The sequence below is a fragment of the Staphylococcus simiae genome, from assembly GCF_017357005.1.
In the GTDB taxonomy this organism is placed as follows: Bacteria; Bacillota; Bacilli; order Staphylococcales; family Staphylococcaceae; genus Staphylococcus; species Staphylococcus simiae_A.
The window spans coordinates 292,633-315,814 of the sequence record NZ_CP071589.1 but is presented as its reverse complement, the minus strand read 5'-3'; the positions used below and the strand labels follow the sequence as shown (position 1 = coordinate 315,814).

Genomic DNA, 23,182 nt, shown 5'->3' with positions numbered 1-23,182 from the left:
ATATGCTCCTTTAAATTTCATGTAAGTTACTTTCAATTTCAACGCGTTGGTCTTCTAGAAAATCTGGTAAGTTTAACTTTTGTCCTAATGCTTCTACAGGTGTATCAACTGTAAATCCAGGTTGTTCAGTAGCAAATTCATACATAATTGAATTTTGTCTGAAATACAATGATTTAAAGAAATAGCGATCAATAATGCCAGAATTATTTTGTGGTTGCTGTTGTATTTCATTGTAAATTGCATCTAAATCGCTATCTTTAGGTGTGTTCACAGCTATATGATGAATATAGCCACGACCTGGTCTGACACGTTCACCAGCCTGTTCAATCACTACAAAGTCAGAATATAGTCCATTGTCTACGACAGTTAATACTGTTTCTTCAAAGTTATCACGTTGATGATAATTTAACACATTTTCTAAGAAATCTATAGTTCTTTTACTATCTCTTACTCTTAATTCTACAGGACCCATACCTAAAATTTGGTATTGTTGTGGCACATCACTATAACGATTCTTTTGCCAAGCATGTGGAATTTCATAATCATCATTCACTAACAATATAATTTCTAAATCATCACTATCTTTAAAAGTAAGACCTTGTTGTCCTAAATATATTAGTCGTTCGCTATGGACATGATGTTGCTCTAAACGTGCTTCAAAATAATCAAGTGCCTCGTTACTAGGTACTAATAATGCAAATCTATAAATGGATTCCGTACCTTGTCTTTTTTGTCCAGCATTAGGTATTTCAAAAAAGCTTAAAATAGTGCCAGCAGTACCAACCTCATCACCATAAAATAAATGGTACATCGATGGGTCATCTTGGTTAACTGACTTTTCAACGAGTCTCAAACCTAACACATTAGTATAAAAATCTTTATTTTGTTGCGCGTCTTTCGTATACATCGAAATATGATGGTGTCCAACTACATTCATATGACCACTCCTTTTGATATACATATTATACTAGGTATATAAAAATAGCAACCTTTTACCTCTTTTACCACACTTCTTACTATAGAGAGGCATTTCTATACTTCACTTTTCCAACCATACAATTAATTGTATAAATATAATCATCATCATTTCCTACTAAAACCGTCACACAATCTGTCTAAAATCACATTGACAACGGTTACACAGCTATATATTATAGATTTATCGCATAAAAATTTGAATATAAATACATACAAGGAGGATGTTATGAATTTTCTTAAACCGGCAAAGCATATTAAACCTTTGCCAGATGATCAAGTAGATGCTACTTATAAACGCTTACGACTCCAAGTCTTTTTAGGAATCTTTATTGGTTATGCTGGTTTCTATTTATTACGTAAGAACTTTTCATTAGCTATGCCCGCACTACAAGAACAAGGTTTTTCTAAAGGTGAACTTGGTCTTGCTTTATCAGCTGTTTCTATTGCTTATGGTTTCAGTAAATTTTTTATGGGAACTGTGAGTGATAGGAGTAACGCTCGTATCTTTTTAGTACTCGGTTTGGTACTGACTGCAATTGTTAACTTATTATTAGGTTTTGTACCTTTCTTTACATCAAGTATTACAATTATGTTCATACTATTATTCTTAAATGGCTGGTTCCAAGGAATGGGATGGCCACCATCTGGACGTGTGCTCGTTCATTGGTTTAGCGTCAGTGAACGTGGTAGTAAGACTGCCTTATGGAATGTGGCACATAATGTCGGTGGTGGTTTAATGGCCCCAATTGCGACTTGGGGTATTGCTATGACTAGCTTGTATAGTTTCGGTTATTTAAAAGGTTTCGAAGGTGTATTTATTTATCCTGCTTTATTAGCCCTTATTGTGGCATTTATTTCTTACTTATTAATTAGAGATACACCTCAGTCACAAGGATTACCTCCAATCGAATATTATAAAAATGACTTTTCTACTAGCAACAAAGAGACATTAGAAACAGAATTAACGACGAAAGAAATTCTATTCAAATACGTACTCAACAATAAATGGGTTTGGGCAATCGCTTTTGCCAATATCTTTGTTTACTTTGTACGTTATGGTGTACTTGACTGGGCGCCAGTCTATTTAAGTGAAGAAAAACAATTTGATTTAAAATCATCAGGTTGGTCTTATTTCCTTTTTGAGTGGGCAGGTATACCTGGAACATTATTATGTGGCTATATTTCTGATAAATTATTCAAAGGACGTCGTGGTCCAGCAGGTTTCTTCTTTATGTTAGGTGTAACCATTTTCGTCTTAATTTATTGGCTAAACCCTCCTGGTCACGCTTGGTTAGATAATTTATCTCTTATTGCCATTGGTTTCTTAATCTATGGACCAGTCATGTTAATCGGTTTACAAGCTTTAGACTATGTACCGAAAAAAGCTGCTGGAACAGCCGCTGGATTAACTGGCTTATTTGGTTACCTATTTGGTGCTTCAATGGCCAATACAGTGCTAGGTGTTGTCGTTGACCATTTCGGTTGGAACGTTGGTTTCATTTTATTAACAGTTATTAGTATTCTTGCTATGTTAAGTTTCATTCTAACTTGGAACAAAGTAGGTCAAGATACCGTACAACATTAATAATACAACAAAAGTCATATGGCTCCTTTGTACACTTATTATTAGCGAAGTGTCTATGGAACGTCATATGACTTTTAAATTTGATAAAAATATGCACTTTGCCATTGTTGTGTCTTCAACGCTGTGTTATTTAAATTGTGACACCATTTAGGATAAACACGAAAGGCCATTTTCCCTTGTCTCTTTTCTGTTGTACTAATGCTACGGTCTATTAATGATTGCCTAGGAAATATAAAGACCCCTGTTAAATCATGATCTTCAACAACTACAGCCAAATAATCCGTCGTCTCATTCATACTAAATGGACGATTACGATTGTTGTCATCTTTCGTCCAACACGTCACAAAGTACCCTTCTTTGGTAGGTGTCTTCTTGGCCATTCTACTACGATAACTGTTGTTATTATAATTAAATATTGCCGCTTCATAATCATGATTATAGCGTTCTTTGGTGATATCTAAATCTTTACCCGTTTCTAAAAATTGTTGTAAAAGCCGTATTGAGTGATACAAATTTATCATCTCCTATGCTATGTATTTAACTGCTTAATCATACTAGATTTGATCATCAAACCAAAGAAATGACCCACGTTTCATATAAAAAAGCATTTCTACCTCCTCAGTGCCTGAGTTAGAAATGCTTAATTTATATTTTTATCCCTCGATTAATTCAGCAGTATCAACTGTTAAACGATCACGTAATAAGTAAACAATTAACATTGAAGCTAAGGCACAAATTGTTTCTGCAATAAGTAATGACCAAATGACACCTGTTAATCCAAATAATGTATTCATGATGAATAGTACAGGTATAATGACAACGCCTTGTAGGATAGCCATAATTGTTGCACCACGACCTTGACCAGTCGCTTGTAACATACCAGTAAATAAGAAACCAATACCATTAAGTAATAATGATGTCATTGTCACTTTTAAGATGAATGTTGCCATATCAACAATTTCTTGATCAGCAGTGAATAAACCTACGATATGATGTCCAATTGTAAATACTGCAATCATACAAATAACAAAGATAACACCAATAGATGAAATGACAGCTTTAATTACATCTTTCATACGACCTTTATCTGACATGAAGTTATAAGCAATTAAAGGTACTACACCTTCACAAAGACCCATAACTATCAATTCAGGAAATTGTACTAATCTGAACGAAATACCATAACTTGCAACTGCAAAGTTACCATAATGAGCTAAGAATAAATTTAATACTAAACCAGTGAAGCCCATTAGAATACTCATCAAGAATGCTGGAATACCAATTTTAAAAATTTCAACTAACATTTCTTTATTCGGTTTAACAAATTTAATATTTACAGATACAACATCACTATTTTTAATAAAATAAATAATGAAGAATAATGCTGCTACAACATTTGAAATTGCTGTCCCTAAAGCAGCACCTACAACATCTAAATGAAAAGCAAAAATTAAGATTGGATCTAAAATAATATTTAAACCAACGCTAGCAAGCATACCAATCATTGAAATGATTGGTGCACCAATTGAACGTGCAAATTGTTCTAAAATAAAGAATAAAATAACAAATGGTGCACTTAAAAACATTACTTTTAAATAATTACTAGTTAATGCTAATGTTTCTCCTCTAGCACCTAATAATGAAGCGATTTGATCACTAAAAGGTAATGTCACAATAATAATGATAATACCCAGAATTAAACCACCATAAATTGAAAAGCTACTTACAAATTTACTTTTACTATAATCTTTAGCACCTAACAAACGAGAAATATATGTTCCAGCACCTATGCCAAATAAGTTACCAAATCCCATTAATAATGCAAATATTGGTAATGTTAAAGAAATTGCTGAAATCATGTGACTATCATTTAAAAATCCAATAAAATAAATATTTAAAATCCCATAAATCACACTTAATAATGACGCTATCATCATTGGTAATGAGAAATGCATCATTGCTTTAAATACAGGTGATTTTTCAAAATAATATAATTGTTCGTCTTTCATTGTCTATACTCCCTTAAAATAGTTAATTTAATTGTTAGCTTACTAATAATTAGATATCTAACTATATAGCGTTAAGTAAAGTGACTGTTCAAACAGTCACTTAATCTATTATTGTAAACTTGATAACATCTTAGTTAAATTTTTCTTCATCTGTTCATTTTCTTCAGCAGTAAATTGTGCTTCCATCGTTTTTTCCATGTCATCAAAGATAGATGTGAAAGCTTCTACTAACTTGATTCCTGCAGTCGTTAATCCAATATTTTTGCTACGCGTGTCTTTGGCATCAACATAGCGATATATAAGTTTTTTACGCTCAAGATTCCTCAGTAAATTACTTACTGTCGGCCCTTTACGTTGCAATGCTCTAGCGATATCATTTTGAGTTAAACCATCTTGCTGGTGCGCATATAAATATCCAAGCGTATGGCCCTGCTCATTGGTAATATCAAATTGCTCTAACTTTTGATCAGCTTTCTGCTTCATTTCATGACTCAACATTCTAAATAAATACGAATATGTCATTTCCATAGCATTTATCACCTCTTTCGTTAGAAGTCTAACTAAATATAAACCTCGTTAAAATATATGTCAACACTTTTTAACATATTTTTTCGATATATCGTAAAAAATATAACCTACAACTATTGCTGTGAAATTTTTCGGATTAAAATATGAAAGACATTGCATATCTATCATTCATAGAAATCGCTTACAATTAACTATAGGAGGATGCTACATTGCTAAGCCAAAGACAACTTGAAATTTTACATTTATTAGTCACTGAAGAAAATTATGTCACTATAAGCTACCTCGCAACTCATTTCGGCGTATCTAAACGAACAATACAGTATGACTTAGAATTCATTGAGCAATACTCTAAATCACTTAACTATGATGTCACGCGTCATAAAGCTTATGGTGTTAAAGTTTCGACAACGCATGCTAACTTACAACATGAGTTAGAGCACACTAGCGTTGGTCCTATACATTTGTCAAAAGATGAAAGAATAACACAGCTTATGTTAAAGCTTTTTGAATCGGGCTCTCCTATTACATCGAAACAATTATCTGAGTATGTTCATGTATCAAGACGTACTATAGCTGACGATCTGAAATTAATTCAACTTCAGCTTGATAACTTCCACTTACAATTAAATTATATCAGCAATAAAGGATTTAATATAAGTGGTAATGAAGATAATTATCGCAAAGCTTACGCGTATTATATTCAACAATACGTAAAACAAGCTGCACCGTTTATAGAATCTGACATCTTTGCTTCAGATTCCGTAACTATCGTGCGTAACATTGTCATTACCACTTTAGAAGAAGAAAGTTATCACCTAGTTCAAAGTGCTATTGATGGTCTAATTTATCATATTCTCATTGCCATACAACGATTGTTTGAACAACGCGCTTTTAGTGTGCCTAGTGATGAAATGGATAGACTATCTCAAACACTACAATATGACATCGCTCGTAAACTTATCGATAAATTAGAACGTGCTTGTGATATAACCTTTCCACAATCTGAAACTTTATTCATCACGTTACATTTATTAGGTTCTAGAATAACAGATAATTCAGTAGCTTCTATGAGTGATGAAACATATCTTGCTGAAGCAATCGAATCATTTATTACTTATGTAGGTTTAGATTTGGGATTAGAATTTCAAAAAGATAACAAATTACTTAATAGTTTAAGTACACATCTTAAGCCAGCGATTTATCGGATTCAATTTGATATCACACAGCACAATCCTTTAAAAGATGAAATATATCAACGTTATCCTGAATTAGTGGAAGCGATCCAACGACATATTAGTCTGTTGGAAGCATTTTTAAATATAACGTTTACTAAAGATGAACTTGCTTTTATTGCCATTCATTTTGCTTCAAGTATTGAAAGAGTAGCTACCGAAACTCAACAATTAATTAAAGTTGTTCTTATGTGTGGCTCTGGCATTGGTACATCTCAATTATTAAAATCCAAATTATCTCATTTATATCCTGAATTTCATATTATTGATGCTTATTCAGTTTATCAATTGGATGAAAATCAATTAATTCAAAATGATATTGATTACGTTATTTCAACTGTGCCCTGCAATATTCAATCCATTCCAGTGATTATTGTAGATCCTTTTATTAATCAACAATCACGTCAAAAATTAAATCAGATTATCAATAATGCTAGAGAATCACGCGTTGCTAAAATGTCTAATTCTGGTAAATCTCTAGCTGAATTATTACCTAGTCATCGTATTACAGTTAATGATGATTTAATAACTAAAGAACAGGCCATTGCCCAAGCTGTTGAACCATTAATTATCGATCAAATTGTTGACCATCACTACGTCACGGCTATCTTAGACCAATTTGAAAAATTTGGCCCGTATATAGTGATTAGTCCACATGTAGCACTTATTCATGCAAGTACTCATTTAGTTAAAAATGGTGCTGGGTTTGCATTAACCTATTTTAAACAGGGTGTAAATTTTGGTAGTCAACACAATGATCCTGTTTATGTAGTTATTACTTTAGCTACGAATCATCCCAATATTCACTTAAAAGCCTTAGGACAACTTAGTGAATTATTAACTGACAATAAGATTAAGCAATCATTTATAGATGGAGACATACCAACCATTATCAATGCTATATCACAAATTAAAAATAAGGAGGTTTAATATTGTGGCGTTAGATATATTAACTAAGGATCATATTATAGTAAAGGACGAGGTACCTAATTGGATGGATGCCATAACAATTGCGGCTAAACCTTTACTAGAGCATCAAATGATTGAACAAAGTTACGTTGATGCCATGATCAATAGTGTTCATGAATTAGGTCCATACATTGTTATTGCGCCTGACATAGCGATTGCACATGCACGACCAAATCATGATGTTCATCAAGTTGGTCTTAGCTTACTCAAACTTAATAAACAAGTGCAATTTTGTGATGATCAGCATAAAGCTACATTAGTATTTGTACTGAGCGCTATAGATAACACATCACATTTATCAATATTACAAAACTTAGCATCTTTGTTAGGTAATCAACAAATCGTACAACATTTGTTGGAAGCTAAGACATCACAACAAATATTATCAATTTTAAAGGAGAATGATTAAAATGAAAATTTTAGTAGTATGTGGACACGGTTTAGGAAGTAGTTTCATGGTAGAAATGAATGCTCAAGAAGCTTTACGTCATTTAAATGCACCGAGTGAGATAGAAGTTGAACACAGTGACATTATGACAGCTAGTCCAGAAATGGCAGACTTATTTATCTGTGGTAGAGACTTAGAAGAAAATGCACAACGTCTTGGAGAAGTCATTGTTTTAGATAATATTTTAGATAAAGAAGAATTAGAACAAAAGTTATCTCAAAAATTGCAAGAACAAAACTTAATCTAAAAGGAGGTTAAATGCTATGCAATCGATACTTAATTTTATTGTTGATATTTTAAGTCAACCTTCAATTTTAGTAGCTTTAATTGCCTTCATCGGTCTAGTAGTACAGAAAAAACCAGCAGCTACCATTACTGCTGGCACAATTAAAACGATACTTGGCTTTCTAATATTAAGTGCAGGTGCTGATGTTGTTGTCAAATCTCTTGAACCGTTCGGTAAAATTTTCCAACATGCCTTTGGCGTTCAAGGTATCGTTCCAAATAACGAAGCTATCGTTTCATTAGCACTCAAAGATTTTGGTACAACAGCGGCATTAATTATGGTTTGCGGCATGATTGTTAATATTTTAATCGCCCGTTTTACTAATTTAAAATATATTTTTTTAACAGGACATCATACATTTTATATGGCTGCATTTCTAGCTATTATGTTAACTGTTGGTCACATCAAAGGTTGGTTAACAATTGTCATTGGTGCACTTGTATTAGGTTTGATTATGGCAGTATTACCAGCGTTGTTACAACCGACAATGCGTAAAATTACCGGCAATGATCAAGTTGCTTTAGGACACTTCGGTTCTATTAGTTACTGGGCAGCTGGTGCTGTTGGTCAATTATTCAATGGTAAATCTAAATCGACTGAAGACATCAATTTTCCAAAAGGATTAAGTTTCTTACGTGAAAGTACAATAAGTATTTCAATAACGATGGCACTATTGTATTTTATTGCTTGTTTATTTGCTGGTGTTGGTTATGTTCATAACAGTATCAGTGACGGACAAAACTTTATTGTCTTCTCATTAATTCAAGGTGTGACATTTGCTGCAGGCGTGTTTATCATTTTAACAGGTGTGCGCTTAATATTAGCTGAAATTGTTCCAGCTTTTAAAGGTATTTCTGAAAAATTAGTACCTAATTCTAAACCTGCATTAGACTGTCCAATTGTCTTTCCTTACGCACAAAATGCAGTGTTAATTGGATTCTTTGTCAGCTTTATAACTGGTGTCTTAGGTATGTTCATATTATTTTTATTTGGTGGTGTCGTCATCTTACCAGGTGTTGTAGCTCACTTCTTCCTAGGTGCAACAGCTGCAGTATTCGGTAATGCTCGCGGTGGAATTAAAGGTGCGATTGCTGGTTCAGCATTAAATGGTATCCTTATCACATTTTTACCTTTACTATTCTTACCATTCCTTGGAGATTTAGGCGGCGCTGCAACAACATTCTCAGATACTGACTTTTTAGCTATTGGTATTGTTTTCGGTAATGCTGTGAAATATCTAGGTCTTATTGGTTCTATTTTATTTATCATTATTATTGGTGGTGTTGCTATCGCTTTAAAAGGTCGCCACAAAGAACAACATAACTAATTGAAAATGTTAAACGCCGTCTGTCACTGATGACAAACGGCGTTTTTATATTATTCCCACTAATTGGGGTCAGCTCAAAGTATAGTTACTACAAGTGCCTATGCTTTATTATTTAGTGCTTACTTGTCAAACCATCAGTTAGCACTTTCAAATTATATTTCAGATAACTTAAATACGTGTCTGCTTCATGACCTTTGCGTCCGATTTCATCAGAATAAATCGGTTTATGATAAATTGGTACGCCTGTTTCTTCAGAAACGGTTTGCATCGGTCTTTTATCTACATTGGACTCTATAAATAATACTTTAGGATTATGATGTTTAATAAAACGAATCAATCCTTTTAGTTGTTCAGGTGAACCATTTTCCTCAGTATCAATCGGCCATATATAGCCTTCTTTAAAGTCATAACGTGACGTTAAATATTGAAACGCTTGTTCACTCGTCACAAGTATACGGTCTTTTTTAGGTATGCTTCCTAATTGTTGTTGATAATCTTGTTCTATCTGATGTAACTCTTTTAAATATGCTGCTTCATTTTTCTTATAATAAGCTTTATTTTTAGGATTCTTGTCGATAAAAGCTTGAGTTGTAGCTTTAACCATTACTTCTCCAGCATGTGGATCAATAAAAGCATGAGGATTAACTTCCTTATGTCCATCGTCATCTTTTAAATATTGTGGTTTAATCTTCTTACCTGTTTCAATGGCATTTTCTGTTGGATAATTTGTTGTCTTCATGGCTTTGGCAAGCCATCCTTTGTCGCCACCTTCAAGATTCAAACCATTATATAAAATCAAATCCGCCTTTTCGATATGTTTAATATCTTCTGGCTTCGGTTCATACTCATGTGGATCTGTACCAATAGGCGCCAAGTTATGGACATCAACATGTTTACCACCAATTTTTTGGGCCATATCTTCTAACATTGAAAAACTAGTAACCACTTGAATTTTATCTTTATCTACTTCACCGATTGGCACCTTACTTTTTGGCTCATTACCGCAGGCAACAAGTATCAATGATAATGCTATCAATGTACTAAATAACACTAATTTCTTCACTTATTAGCCTCCTTCATTTTCAACCATAGTAAACCATTTTTAGGTGCGAAGAGGAACGTAATAATGAAAATGACTGTTATGACTAAGACAATCACGACTCCTGAAGGTAAATTGTATTGCACACTTAAAAATAGTCCAATAATTGATGACAATGCACCAATTGAGGCGGAAATCACAATCATTGTCGATAACTTTTTAGCCAATAAATACGCTGTAGAAGCAGGCGTAATCAGTAATGATACTACTAAAATAACGCCGACAGTTTGTAATGAAGCAACGGTTACTAATGTTAGTAAAATCATCATCGTATAATGAATTAATTTAACAGGCATCCCTGCTGCTTGTGCCATAGTAGGATCAAAACTAGATACTAAAAATGCTTTATAAAAGACAATAATCAATATAAGTACAACAGCAGCTACAATAAATGTCAAAGTTCGATCTTCTTGATTCACTGTCAGTACATTACCAAATAATACTTCAGTTAAATCAATCGCTGATTGTGCTTTCGTCACTAGTAATACACCTAGTGCCAAGAAAGATGAAAAGACAATACCTATCGCAGAATCATTTTTAATTTTACTATTTTGATTAACAAAACCAATACCTAAAGCTGCCATAATACCAAATAATACAGCACCATAGAAAAAATTAATTCCCATCATATATGAAATTGCCACACCGGGTAACACTGCATGTGAAATTGCATCTCCCATTAGGGCTAAACCTCTTAAGACGATAAAGCAACCAACAACACCACAAATCACACCAATAACGACTGATGTAATCAATGCATTTTGCAAGAAATTAAATTCAAATATATCTTTAATAAAGTTAATCATGACTGTTATCACCTACACTCTCACTATCATTTGCTGATGGTAAAAAGATGCCCGTACCATATGCATCACTTAATGTTTCTGTTGTAAATGCTTCATCTACTGGTCCCATTGCCACAATGGATTTATTAATAATGATGACACCATCAAAATATTTTTTCACTTTAGATAAGTCATGATGTACGATTAAAATTGTTTTACCTTGAGCAACTAAATCATGTAATAAATCAATGATAATATCTTCACTATAAACATCAATTCCTACAAACGGTTCATCAAGTAAAATAAGATCAGTCTGTTGAATGAGTGTACGAGCAATAAGTACCCTTTGAAATTGTCCGCCAGATAATTCATCTATTTGTCTATCTTTAAAATCATACATATCAACTTGCTTTAAGGCTTCTTCAGCTTGTTGTTTCATCTGCTTAGTTACAAATTGCCATGGCTTTAATTTAGGATATACGCCAACAACAACACTATCTAAGACATTCATAGGAAATGATGTATCAATATTGCTTTTTTGTTCTACATATGAAATATTTTTAAGTTCTTTTAAAATATTATGCTCATTAAACTCTACTGAGCCTTTATGTGGTATTAAATTAACTATTGCTTTTAATAACGTAGATTTCCCAGCACCATTAGGGCCAATAATCCCATATATTTGTCCACTATCTAAATTAAACGTTACATCTTTAAGTGCTTCCGTTCCATTATTATAGCGAACCGCTAAATTTTTAACTTTCAACATATTTAACATCCGCCTTTATCTTTGTAATACATGTATTTTCTCAATATTTTTAGGTTAACCTAAAACAATTTTATAGTCAATCAAACTTTTTGTTTTTAACAATTTTTTTGATATTTATATATACCAAATATAAAAAGGGAGTGGGATAGAAATAATTATTTCAAAGAAATTATTTCGTAATCCCACCCCGGCAAGACTGACTAGGTTTGTAAAACGTTGAGAAATCAACATTTTACAAACCAGACAGTTACTGCCAAATGCTTAATTTTAAGTGTAAAATGCTTTTTTGTCTCAGCCCTAGATAAGTGTTATTTTTGAGGTATAGGTAATATTGTTAACGTATTAACTAAAAAACTGATTAATCAACAGCGCTTATGTCACTGTATGATTAATCAGTTCTATCTAACTCATTATCATTTGAACGAGTTCGTCTGCTGTAATATTACCAAAATAATATGTTAAATCTAACGTATTCAAGACGTTGCTCAAATCTTCTTTAGTCATTTTTGTACCTTTTAAGGCTGCTTCTACTTCTGTAATATCACCTTGTCCAAAGAAATCTCCAAAAATACGACAATCTGCAATACGGTTGTGTTCTACTGCAATCGTAATATCCACCGTACCTGATGACAATTTTTCACTACGGTTATATTCATATCTTGGAGAACGTCCATAATTCCAATCCCAATTTTTATACTTTTTAGCAGTTAATTCATCAATCGCAGCCCAATCTTCATCGCTTAAAATGTATCTTTTAGCATCATTGATGTCATCAATTCCCAAAATTTGCTCTACCATCAAGTTTTTAAATTCTTCAATTGTAATATGTTGATATTGAGGCGCTAGCGATTCACGAAGATGACCTACACGAGCACGTACAGACTTAATTCCTTTAGACTCAATTTTTTTACGATTTGGCTTTAAGACATTTACCATTGCATCATAATCAACGTCTAATAGTAATGAATAGCCACCATAAATACGATTGTTCATTAATGTCATTGCAGCACCTGATACTTTTTTACCATTTAACGCCAAGTCATTACGACCACTTTGGATTACATCTGTCGCTCCTAAATTGTGTAATGCTTGAATCGCAGGCTGGTAAAAACGTTGGAAATCTCCATATATTGATGTATCTTGTTCTAAAATACAACACATATTAACAGCACCTGAATCTACGTATACTGCACCACCACCGGTATCTCGTCGTACAACTTGAATATCGTGTTGTTCTATGTAATCTTGATTAATTTCAATAGCTGTATTTTGAAAACGTCCAATTTCAACTTTAGGATCACAATAATAAGGAAAAAGTATATCTTCTCCTAAAAAAATATGGTTATTAACATATACTTGCATCGCTAATGCTACTGCACCATCAGTAATATATTGTCCATTTCGGATAGGTTCTATTAAATACATAATCTGCTACTCCTATGTTGTCAATTTTCGTTGTGCTTCAGTTATTAAATGTCTAATATCTTCTGTTAAATGTATTGTTCGTGATTGGATACTTTGTGGTAAACGGTACGCTTTCTTGTTCAAAGTCATATAAAGTGCATTAGTATTTTTACGTGTCATACGTTGAAATGGGTGTTTTACAAATTGTGGTGTAGTATATCCTATACCTATTTCTAAATACAACACTTTATCTTGTTGATGTTGTGCTAAGAATGCATTATAGCCTTCTAATTGTGCATGGAAGTCATCATCTTCAACCATACCGACTTCAGCTTTACGTTTATTAACTTCCATCGGTGCATCACATTTCGGACAATGTGGTATCAGTTCCCATGGAATTAACATATCTTGTTGTTCACGAACCATTTGACGAATCAACGCATCATTTCTATACGTTTGAGCATGACAGTGTTGACTACATTGTTGCAAAATATATTCACCTTGAATATGAAAGACATGATTTTTATCATAATCAGCTGCCCAAAATGCATTATCCGCATTCGTCGTAATGATATGATAATCTTTAGTCCGCACCATCTGTTTCAGTGCTAAATAAGATTCACCAACAGGTTGATCTAAATAGTTAAGTTGAATAAAACGACTTTCAAAAGCCCAATATTCTTGCCAACTACCAAATGGATGTAAACTCGCCTGTAACATATCAAAGAAATTATATTTCGCTATAAAGTCTTGAAAATGATTAGTAAAACGCTCACCAATATAAGTAAAACCGTCAGCAGCTGACATACCTGCGCCAATACCAATAACGACAGCATCTGCCTCGTTGATTGCTTGTGCTAATACTTCAGCTTGGTCAACTGAATCATTTTGTTGTTGCAACATTGACAACGCTTGCCAAGTTGTATGATCAGCCATTAACTAACGCCTCCTTATAAATCTGTAAATCTTCATCTTTAAAAACATTAAAAATAACTTTCAAAGTGCTCTTTGTTTGTGCTAAATATTGTCTTACCGTATGAATAGCAATCTCTGCCGCTTCCTGTTGTGGATAACCGAAGACCCCCGTCGAAATACAACAAAAAGCGAGATGATGTAATCCTTGTTGGTCAGCAAGCTTTAAACAGCTCAGATAACATTTAGCTAGTAAGTTTTGATTCATATCAGATACTGGTAATTTACGTACTTGAGGGCCTACTGTATGAATAATATATTGTGCTGGTAAATTATAGGCTGACGTCAATTTCGCCTTACCAACACTTTCTTTACGTCCCTGCCTAGTTATAATGTCGTGACAATCTAAGCGAACTTGTACACCTGCTTTAGTATGAATGATATTATCAATGCAATCATGGTTAGCTTGCATACAGCCAAGTAAAGCACTATTGGCTGCATTAACAATGCCATCTACTGCTAAACGAGTAATATCACCTTGCCACAAATAAATATTGTCACCTTCAATAGGTTGCAAATCATTGATTGTAACAACATGTTGCTCGTTTAAATTTGATAATAATTCATCTTGAATCGTTAAATACGCATTACTTACGCTATGTGGTGGTCTAACATTTGCCAAACCACGGTATAATTCCCATTGTTCATTAAATGTAGTTGGGAAATCTAAAGGCTTGTCACCATAAAGTTCTTGCCACATATAGTTTGTTAAATAAAAAAGACGTTGTTGATTAGTTTCTGGCTGTATCATTTATGCCTCCGGTAAGGCGTTGAAAGCTTCTTTATCGACATCATCTAATTTAAACAACCAATTTTGTTCAGGTTTTTCAGAATTTAAAATTGCTGGTTCTTCTTCAGCTTTAGTGTTACGTTCCACAATCGTACCAGCTAATGGTGTTTGTACATCGATAACAGTTTTTGATGCTTCAATACTAACAATTTCATCATCGACTTTAACTTCGTCAGGACTAACAAATTCTACATACCCAACCGTACCAATATCATCTTGTAATTCTGGTGTCATACTAAACACATATAAATCTCCAACTTTTTCTACCCATAAATAATTTGCTAATTTTTTCATTATTAATCTTCCTTTCTTAGTTCTTTTTAATAATCTTATAAATATATGTCAGCTAGTAATTCTAGCGTTCTCATACGAGCTTTAACACCTGGAATCAATGGTGCCACAATCACTTCATCAGCATCAAAATGTGCGACAAATTGATCAAGCTTTGTGGCAACTTCATCTTTGGTTCCTGCTATAATACGCGCACGATTAGTCGCTATCATTTCTTTATCACGCTCAGTTAACTGATACTGTTGCGCAGTTTCAAATGAAGGAAAACGATCGAACTCAGCGAAGTTTTCTTTACCTAATAACCATACATCTAGGGTACGTTGTAGTTGAGCAACCTCTTCATCGCTATCAGCTACAACGACAAAGGCAGTTACCGCAACAGATGGTTGCATAGTTAATGCTGTCATCTGAAATTGTTGACGATATAATGCCACATTTCGTTGTGCTGCCATAATTTTATCTTCATCCGGCAATAAAAATGTCCCGACTGCTAAACCCATACCTTGTGTTGCTGCAAATGTTGCTGATGTTGTACTGCCACTCAGCAACCACATCTCTGGAGTGTGTTTAATCTCTGGTTGTGCAATTGCCGTGTTAGTATTTGTAGGACTACTTGTTGTAAGGTATTGTCGAAGTTGCTCAATACTTTGATGATAGTCTTCATATTGAGGATGATCTCCATCCAATGCCCTTCTAACAACTGCAGTACCTGGATTATTACCTATACCTAAATCTACACGATTAGGATAAAGCGCCTCTAACATTCTAAACTGCTCAGCCACTTTATAAGGGCTATAATGAGGTAACATAACACCACCTGAACCAACACGAATATGCGTTGTTTGAGACAATGTCTGCATTATCATTAATTCGGGACTACCACAAGCAAATGCTGGGACATTATGATGTTCAGTAAACCATATACGTGAATAGCCTAATTTGTCTGCTAATTGTGCGACATTAAGTGAGTCTTGCAATGCAGATTCAGCATCTTTCCCTTCATCAATAACTGTATAATCTAATACACTTAACTTAACCAATTCCTCATCTCCAAATTTCAATTAAGCTTTACTATGAATGACAAACCCCATATTATTACCCATCTCTATGATAACGTTTTTCAATTAAATTTTATATGGTTTCGTCTTGTTTTCATTTTAAAAATTCCATTCTTCTCTCTAATATGTCATACATATTATTATTCTATGATGGCTTTTATGACTTTGTTGTCACAATTACTTTTCTAACTATCCTGACTGTCATTGATTATTCATATGAAGCATGTTACGTTGAAACTATTAATGAATAGTAAAGGAAGAGACGCTCATGAATCAATTCGACCCATTATTACAACCACTACAATTACCTAATGGTACGCAAGTAGCTAACCGTTTCGTCTTATCACCAATGACTACCAATTCTTCTACTAAAAATGGTCATATTACTAATGAAGATTTACGTTATGCTGCTAGACGGTCAAATAGTGCAGGTATGCAAGTAACAGGAGCTGCATATATAGAACCTTATGGTCAATTATTTGAATATGGCTTTAACATTGCTAGCGATGATTGTATCCCTGGATTAACAAAGATGGCCAATACAATGAAGCAAGATGGTAATGTTGCTATTATTCAACTCGCACATGCTGGCCGTTTTTCTAACCAAGCCATTATGAACTACGGTAAAGTGTATGGTCCAAGTCCTATGACGTTACATTCTCCTATTGAACATGAAGTTATTGCTATGACAACAGATAAAATTAACAGCGTCATTGAAGATTATAAAGCAGCAACACGGCGTGCCATTGAAGCTGGTTTTGATGGGGTTGAAATTTCTATCGCCCAGCGTTTATTAATTCAAACGTTCTTATCTACGTTTTCAAATCAACGTACAGATGAATATGGCAAAGCTACGTTAGCCAATCGTGCGCGCTTTGGTTTAGAAGTCATGCAAGCCGTCCAAGAAGTCATTGATCAACATGCACCTTCAGATTTCATCTTAGGGTTTAGAGCTACGCCTGAAGAAACTCGCGGCAGTGATTTAGGTTATACCATCGATGAATTCAACCAATATATTGATTGGGTTATGGATGTAGCCGACATTCAGTATTTAGCTATTGCAAGTTGGGGACGCAATATATATCAAAATACAAGTCGTACACCCGGCAAGCATTTTGGTCGCCGGGTGAATCAAATTGTCTACGAACACTTAAATGGACGTCTACCACTTATTGCTAGTGGTGGTATTAACTCTCCCGAATCAGCATTAGATGCACTACAAAATGCTGATATGGTAGGCATGTCTTCTCCATTTGTCACCGAACCAGATTTTGTCCATAAATTAGCTGACCATCGACCTCAAGATATCGACCTCAAATTTACGATGGCCGAACTAGAAGACTTAGCTATCCCTGAAGCTGCCTTTAAAGATATCGTTCAGATGATGGACTATGGCGAAGGATTAGAACGCCAAACAAGAGATGAACTTCGTAAGTTACAAGCTAATTATGACGACTAATTAAAGACTCGCTGTTTTTTTTAACTCGTGAATCAATCACAATAAATGATGCATCATTTCAATTTTATAGAGAACCTAATTAAAAGCCTTTATGCTTTGTCACTACATCTCTTAATGAGATAACATTGACAGGCATAAAGGCTATTTTGTTATTAGTTTAACGTGTTCGATTGCTTTGTATCGTCAACCGAATTTATTATGGCAATCACCTTAAATTTCATCAGCGTGTTCATCATATTTAGTCACATTACCATCTTGATCAATAATGTAAGATCCAGCTAAATCACCACTCTTATCAGTGTATGAAAAGCCCCATTTACCATCACCCATTTGTTCAGGTTCTTTAAATGTATATTCATCAGTATCTAATTTATGACCTTCATAATCTTCAACTTTATCAATAACATTGGCACGTGTTACTGTTGTATCGCTTGAACTATCATCGTCATCACTTGAGCTGTTTGAAGATGTATCAGAATCGCCATCATCGCTAGAACTATTTGATGTTGCTTTACTTTCTGCATCTGATAGTTGATCACTAATAGAAATCTTATTTGCTACACTATCTAAATCTGGTTCATCGCCAAATCGTTTGATTAAATCATCTACTTTATATACTTGTCCACCATTTTTCATGCCTTGATAAGTAAGTTCACTTTGTGTACCTGCAATAATTACTTCATCACGACTAATTGCAATCACTGTGACAAATGAACCCTTGCTTGGATCAACACCATATATATTCACTCCTGCAGGAACATTCTTAACACTATTCGTTTTATTTAATTGCAATTTACTTATTGGTTTTGTTTGATGTGGATTATTACCAGTAAATGACCCTGTATATTCACCTGCTTGCAACTCTTGCGCTGTAATACTATATTGGCCAGCATTACTATCAAATAATGCTAAGGCTAATTTATGCTGTTGATCTAAATTATCTGCTGTCATCGATGATTTAGAAGACGATTTATTAGAATCTGATGATTGATGACTATCACTTGAAGATGACTTACTAGTTGATTTGCTACTAGACGCTTTACTTGAATGTTCTTGTTGCGATTTTGATAATTTATCGTCCTTTGTCGTTGTACTATCATTCACTTTACTATCCTTACTATCACTGTCATTATTACCACATGCTGTTAATAATAATGCTGCTGCTGTTAAACCACTTGCTACATATTTAAATTTCATCACAGTATCCCCTTTGTTTATAGTCGCAACTTTTTTATGTTTTTATTATACCTATTTTTTATATTTTTATAAATACAAAAAAAAGCTTTCTTTAATCAGACACAATTTGTCTAATTTTAGAAAGCTAACTATTGTTAATGATTTACAATTTGTGATTGTGGAATTAAGTCGTAATCATACATGACTTCTGAACGGTTATCCCATACCAAAGTTTTATCTAACAATTTACCTGAAGTCTTATTTTTAGTTACTTTATAGATTTGTGATTTTCTATAATATTTGTCATTTTCTTTGTCAAAACGATGTTGCTCTTCGACTATGTCATATTCATATGGAATAGGTTCTTCCGAACGTAAAGTGGCATGAAGTTGATTATCTGCTACCCATAAACATAATTGCATTGCCTGGTTTGTCTCATTTTTAAAACAATAATCTACATAATTATAAGATACAGATGTACCATTACTTAACGGCTTTCTTTCACCTTGTTCCGGCGCTAATGCATCTGAATGATGATGAAATTCTGTAATGGTTAACGGACTATGTAAAATGAGTAAATTAATCGTATTAGCTAGGTTACATAAGCCACCACCCGTTCCCGCTTGAACTTGATTGTTAACAATGACACGTCCATCTTTATAGCCGTTTTTCTTATTAACTTTACCTACAAGCTTCCAAAATGAAAATGTCTCCCCAGGTCGTATAACAATCCCATTTATTTTAGCTGCCGATTTATCAATATTGTATGCTTTATTGTATTGAAGCTCTGGATCAATACCTTTACCCGTCTTAATTAAATTGGATGTGTATGAATAAATTTGATTAGGTAATAATTGTGTTTGTTGATGTGTCGCAAACACTTCCTTACTTAATTTATTACCTAGATGACGACGCAATGTTTCTTTTGTAACAGCTGCTTGATATAATAATGGGCTTCTTTCACTCAAACGTTTTTTCTCTTTCGTTTTTTTCATCACTGGTAATGTCATTGTTGAAACATACTGTTGCAGCTTAAAAAGACTCAACAATGCATGTTCTACTTTTCTCTTTTTACCAATAGTTGTTTCGCCTTCATGTAATAAATATTTCACCATAATACTTTTAATCCCACTACGATTCGCTCCTAAAATATCTGTGAATATTTGATCACCAATCACAATAACTTTTGAAGGTGCCATATCTAGCATATCTAGTGCTTTATAATAATTAATTGTATTTGGTTTATTCGCCATCGGAATATATTGTGTTTGAATATTCTTATTGAATAGTGCAATACGTTCATCACTATTATTAGATAAAAATAATGTTTGTAGACCAATGGCATGAATCTCTTCAAATAATAACTCTATATCTTTAGTCACTTCTGCACCATGTGGCACAAGTGTACTATCAATATCAAAAATAATGCCACGATAACCCAAATCATATATTTTTTGAAAGTCTATATCATTAACACTATCAGCATAAGCATCTGGGAAAAAATTATTTTTATACTTCTTCAAATTAAACACATCCTGTTAACATTATTTTTATGTTTTATATTTTTATAAATATGTTGCTTATAAACATATATGAGTGTAAACTTTAAAAGAAAATATGTCAATTACATACATAATAATAAGTTTATTTTAATCAAAGGGGAATATATATTGAACAATACAGAATTAATAGTCATGTTAACGCATAATGATTATACAGTAGAAAATGCACCACAAATTTTCGAAGAATGTAAAGATGCTCAAGCAAAATTTTGGGGATTTAAAGATAAGGGATTAGCTGTAGAAGAGATGAAAGCATTATTTAGTTATATGAAACATTGTGGTAAGACAACATTTTTAGAAATTGTTGAATATACAGAACCAGAATGTCTTGAAGGTGCTAAATTAGCAAAATACTGTGGCTGTGATGTACTTATGGGAACCACTTATTTCGATTCAATTAATACGTATTGTCAACAAAACAACATTAAATATTTACCATTTGCTGGTGATATTAGCGACAGACCTTCTATTTTACATGGAGATATTGATGATATTATTACTACAGCTAATCAAAATATACAAAATGGCATCTATGGTTTTGATTTATTAGGTTATCGCTATACAGGGGATGCACCATTGTTAATACGTTCATTTGTACAACAAATTGAAGCACCTGTATGTGTAGCCGGTAGTATTGATAGTTACGATAAATTAGATTTCATTAAAACTGTGTCACCATGGGCTTTTACCATAGGTAGTGCCTTTTTTGACAACAAATTCAACGGTTCATTTAAAGAACAAATCAACACAGTTTGCGATTATGTTAATTCATAATTTAATTAAAGTAACGTTTCTTAATAAAATAAACTGCTAGTTATTCATTGATACGCTATAAATTATTCTTGAAAATAAAAGAACTATAATAAAGGGTTCTCTGTCAAATTGAACTGATATATAACTATTCACTATTTATTTATCGATACTAAAAAATAACGGTTCTCTCCCAAATTGGACTGATACATAATTATTTTTTAAGCCTCGCTTTCCGAGGGTGCTGTCTCAGCCTGTAGTCTTCGACTAGCACTGCTCCCTCAGGAGTCTCGGCTTCAAAATACTTTGCCTTTTAAATTATTCTTTTTTTATTTATCAGTCCGATTTATTATAGAGCCAAAATAGCAAAACTATAAAAAGGTAGTTATGACAATGCAATAACATTAATTGTTACGCTTGCTCATAACTACCTTTTATGTTGTTTAACTATGTGTTTCGTCTTCAATTACTTTATTTTTAGCAGATGGATAACCTACGATAAAGAACAATATAGACATAATAATTAAGGCAATAATACCAGATACCCAGCTACCTGTCAGGTCATGTAGATAACCTACTAAGAATGGGCCTACTGCAGCAATTAAGTAACCGATAGACTGACCGAAGCCAGATAATGAAATACTGCCACCATGCGTACGTGCACGTATTGAAAAGAAAGTCATACATAAGCTGAAACATGCACCCATCGCTAGTCCGGCAATGATCATACCAATGACTAATAATGTCAATGATTGTGTAAAGAACAGTCCGAAACCAACTAAGAATAAAATCGTAATGATAATAACTAGAATACGTTGGTCTTTCAATTTAGATGCAATAATTGGGAAGGTAAATGTCATTGGCACTTGTGAAAATTGGTTAAGCATTAATAAATAACCCGCTGTGGCAAATGATAGTCCACGATCAACAAGAATAGATGGTACCCATGCAACTACCGTATAAAATACCATAGATTGGAAACCCATGGTTAAAGCGACTAACCATGCTAATTTTGATTTTGTTATATTTACTTTTTTAACATTTTCCTTTTCAGTGGCAGCGGCTGTTTGTTGTTCAAGTTTGATACCATTTTTAGCTCTAGGCAGCCATAAGATCAATGCAAGTACTGCTAAAATGACCCAGAAAGATAAAGATAACCTAAAGCCTAACGGTGACATTTCAGATAGAGGTACACTAAGTCCTCCACCTACACCTGCTGTAAAATTCATCGTACCACTATAGATACCTGTCGTTACACCAATTTGTAATGGGAAATACCATTTAATGTAACTTGGTAACATCACGTTACCAAAAGCAATAGCTATCCCTATTAATATTGTACCAACAATAAATAACGTAAAATCCCCTGATACTCTTAAAATAAGCGCAACAATTAATAATATCATGGCATACGTGATTGTTCGTGACATTGTTAATTTAGCAGTCACTTTAGAAACTAATGGTGAAACGATAGCAAATATTAATAAAGGAATTGTTGTTAATATACCTGCAATACCATTATTAATATGCATCACTTCTTTAATTTCATCGATGACTGGTCCTACCGATGTTAATGGTGCACGTAGTGTAGATGCAATTAACACGATAGCTATCATGAGTCCCCAATTTTCTTGTAGCCTATGTACTTTATAGGGCTGATCCATATTAAAACTCCTTCCCTGTTCTAAATTAAAATTACTTCAAC

General features: G+C 33.5%; 21 protein-coding genes and 1 pseudogene. 7 read left to right on the top strand and 15 right to left on the bottom strand.

Annotation, left to right across the window (positions count from 1 at the left end; genetic code table 11):
- Window positions 1-10 precede the first annotated feature (10 nt).
- Window positions 11-937, bottom strand: coding sequence for a VOC family protein (locus J3R86_RS01310; protein WP_207517732.1), 927 nt, complete (start codon window positions 935-937; stop codon window positions 11-13).
- Window positions 938-1,204: 267 nt separating this feature from the next.
- Between J3R86_RS01310 and glpT the strand changes: the two genes are divergently transcribed.
- A complete protein-coding gene (gene glpT, locus J3R86_RS01305; protein WP_207517731.1) occupies window positions 1,205-2,563 on the top strand; it encodes a glycerol-3-phosphate transporter in 1,359 nt (452 codons plus the stop codon).
- 74 nt (window positions 2,564-2,637) lie between these two features.
- Here glpT and J3R86_RS01300 read toward each other — a convergent pair whose 3' ends face one another.
- The 3 genes from J3R86_RS01300 to J3R86_RS01290 form a co-directional block, all read right to left on the bottom strand.
- A complete protein-coding gene (locus J3R86_RS01300) occupies window positions 2,638-3,075 on the bottom strand; it encodes a MepB family protein (protein WP_242685740.1) in 438 nt (145 codons plus the stop codon).
- Window positions 3,076-3,216: 141 nt separating this feature from the next.
- Window positions 3,217-4,572, bottom strand: coding sequence for a multidrug efflux MATE transporter MepA (mepA, locus tag J3R86_RS01295; protein WP_207517729.1), 1,356 nt, complete (start codon window positions 4,570-4,572; stop codon window positions 3,217-3,219).
- 108 nt (window positions 4,573-4,680) lie between these two features.
- On the bottom strand, window positions 4,681-5,100 hold the full coding sequence (locus tag J3R86_RS01290; RefSeq protein WP_207517728.1) for a MarR family winged helix-turn-helix transcriptional regulator: 420 nt from the start codon (window positions 5,098-5,100) through the stop codon (window positions 4,681-4,683).
- Between the two features lie 209 nt (window positions 5,101-5,309).
- Between J3R86_RS01290 and J3R86_RS01285 the strand changes: the two genes are divergently transcribed.
- From J3R86_RS01285 to J3R86_RS01270, 4 genes are read left to right on the top strand one after another with little or no spacing between them, the layout of a single operon-like run.
- Entirely contained in the window at window positions 5,310-7,262 is a 1,953-nt protein-coding gene (locus tag J3R86_RS01285) for a BglG family transcription antiterminator (RefSeq protein ID WP_207517727.1), read from the top strand.
- Between the two features lie 4 nt (window positions 7,263-7,266).
- Entirely contained in the window at window positions 7,267-7,710 is a 444-nt protein-coding gene (locus J3R86_RS01280; RefSeq protein ID WP_207517726.1) for a PTS sugar transporter subunit IIA, read from the top strand.
- A 1-nt stretch (window position 7,711) separates the two neighbouring features.
- Window positions 7,712-7,996 carry a PTS sugar transporter subunit IIB gene (locus J3R86_RS01275; protein WP_207517725.1) on the top strand — a complete coding sequence of 95 codons (285 nt, stop codon included), beginning with the start codon at window positions 7,712-7,714 and terminating at the stop codon, window positions 7,994-7,996.
- A 16-nt stretch (window positions 7,997-8,012) separates the two neighbouring features.
- Window positions 8,013-9,362: a PTS ascorbate transporter subunit IIC gene (locus J3R86_RS01270; RefSeq protein ID WP_207517724.1), complete on the top strand. Its 1,350-nt coding sequence runs from the start codon at window positions 8,013-8,015 to the stop codon at window positions 9,360-9,362.
- A 112-nt stretch (window positions 9,363-9,474) separates the two neighbouring features.
- Here the strand turns inward: J3R86_RS01270 and J3R86_RS01265 are convergent, their stop codons facing one another.
- The 8 genes and pseudogenes from J3R86_RS01265 to J3R86_RS01230 form a co-directional block, all read right to left on the bottom strand.
- Window positions 9,475-10,425, bottom strand: coding sequence for a metal ABC transporter substrate-binding protein (locus tag J3R86_RS01265; RefSeq protein WP_207517723.1), 951 nt, complete (start codon window positions 10,423-10,425; stop codon window positions 9,475-9,477).
- Window positions 10,422-11,267 carry a metal ABC transporter permease gene (locus J3R86_RS01260; protein ID WP_207517722.1) on the bottom strand — a complete coding sequence of 282 codons (846 nt, stop codon included), beginning with the start codon at window positions 11,265-11,267 and terminating at the stop codon, window positions 10,422-10,424. Before J3R86_RS01260 ends, J3R86_RS01265 begins: the two co-directional genes overlap by 4 nt.
- Window positions 11,260-12,015, bottom strand: coding sequence for a metal ABC transporter ATP-binding protein (locus J3R86_RS01255; RefSeq protein WP_207517721.1), 756 nt, complete (start codon window positions 12,013-12,015; stop codon window positions 11,260-11,262). Before J3R86_RS01255 ends, J3R86_RS01260 begins: the two co-directional genes overlap by 8 nt.
- Window positions 12,016-12,417: 402 nt before the next feature.
- Window positions 12,418-13,440 (bottom strand): lipoate--protein ligase, encoded by a 1,023-nt coding sequence (locus J3R86_RS01250; protein ID WP_207517720.1) that lies wholly within the window; start codon window positions 13,438-13,440, stop codon window positions 12,418-12,420.
- Window positions 13,397-14,355: pseudogene (locus tag J3R86_RS01245) on the bottom strand (SIR2 family NAD-dependent protein deacylase). Before J3R86_RS01245 ends, J3R86_RS01250 begins: the two are co-directional and overlap by 44 nt.
- Window positions 14,348-15,142, bottom strand: coding sequence for a protein-ADP-ribose hydrolase (locus tag J3R86_RS01240; RefSeq protein WP_207517718.1), 795 nt, complete (start codon window positions 15,140-15,142; stop codon window positions 14,348-14,350). The pseudogene J3R86_RS01245 and the gene J3R86_RS01240 overlap by 8 nt, the downstream one beginning before the upstream one ends.
- Window positions 15,143-15,475, bottom strand: coding sequence for a glycine cleavage system H family protein (locus J3R86_RS01235; RefSeq protein WP_207517717.1), 333 nt, complete (start codon window positions 15,473-15,475; stop codon window positions 15,143-15,145).
- A gap of 35 nt (window positions 15,476-15,510) precedes the next feature.
- Window positions 15,511-16,512, bottom strand: coding sequence for an LLM class flavin-dependent oxidoreductase (locus J3R86_RS01230; protein WP_207517716.1), 1,002 nt, complete (start codon window positions 16,510-16,512; stop codon window positions 15,511-15,513).
- Between the two features lie 286 nt (window positions 16,513-16,798).
- Here J3R86_RS01230 and J3R86_RS01225 point away from each other — a divergent pair, with 286 nt between their 5' ends.
- On the top strand, window positions 16,799-17,989 hold the full coding sequence (locus J3R86_RS01225) for an NADH-dependent flavin oxidoreductase (RefSeq protein WP_207517715.1): 1,191 nt from the start codon (window positions 16,799-16,801) through the stop codon (window positions 17,987-17,989).
- 210 nt (window positions 17,990-18,199) lie between these two features.
- Here the strand turns inward: J3R86_RS01225 and J3R86_RS01220 are convergent, their stop codons facing one another.
- Together J3R86_RS01220 and J3R86_RS01215 are read right to left on the bottom strand one after the other, a co-directional pair.
- Complete coding sequence (locus J3R86_RS01220; protein WP_207517714.1) at window positions 18,200-19,186, bottom strand: hypothetical protein; 987 nt, start codon at window positions 19,184-19,186, stop codon at window positions 18,200-18,202.
- Window positions 19,187-19,320: 134 nt separating this feature from the next.
- Window positions 19,321-20,697, bottom strand: a complete 1,377-nt coding sequence (locus J3R86_RS01215) for a YqeG family HAD IIIA-type phosphatase (RefSeq protein ID WP_242685739.1) — start codon at window positions 20,695-20,697, stop codon at window positions 19,321-19,323.
- Window positions 20,698-20,835: 138 nt separating this feature from the next.
- Here J3R86_RS01215 and J3R86_RS01210 point away from each other — a divergent pair, with 138 nt between their 5' ends.
- Window positions 20,836-21,501, top strand: coding sequence for a hypothetical protein (locus J3R86_RS01210; RefSeq protein ID WP_207517712.1), 666 nt, complete (start codon window positions 20,836-20,838; stop codon window positions 21,499-21,501).
- A gap of 419 nt (window positions 21,502-21,920) precedes the next feature.
- Here J3R86_RS01210 and J3R86_RS01205 read toward each other — a convergent pair whose 3' ends face one another.
- Window positions 21,921-23,141 (bottom strand): CynX/NimT family MFS transporter, encoded by a 1,221-nt coding sequence (locus J3R86_RS01205; protein ID WP_207517711.1) that lies wholly within the window; start codon window positions 23,139-23,141, stop codon window positions 21,921-21,923.
- Window positions 23,142-23,182: the final 41 nt, after the last annotated feature.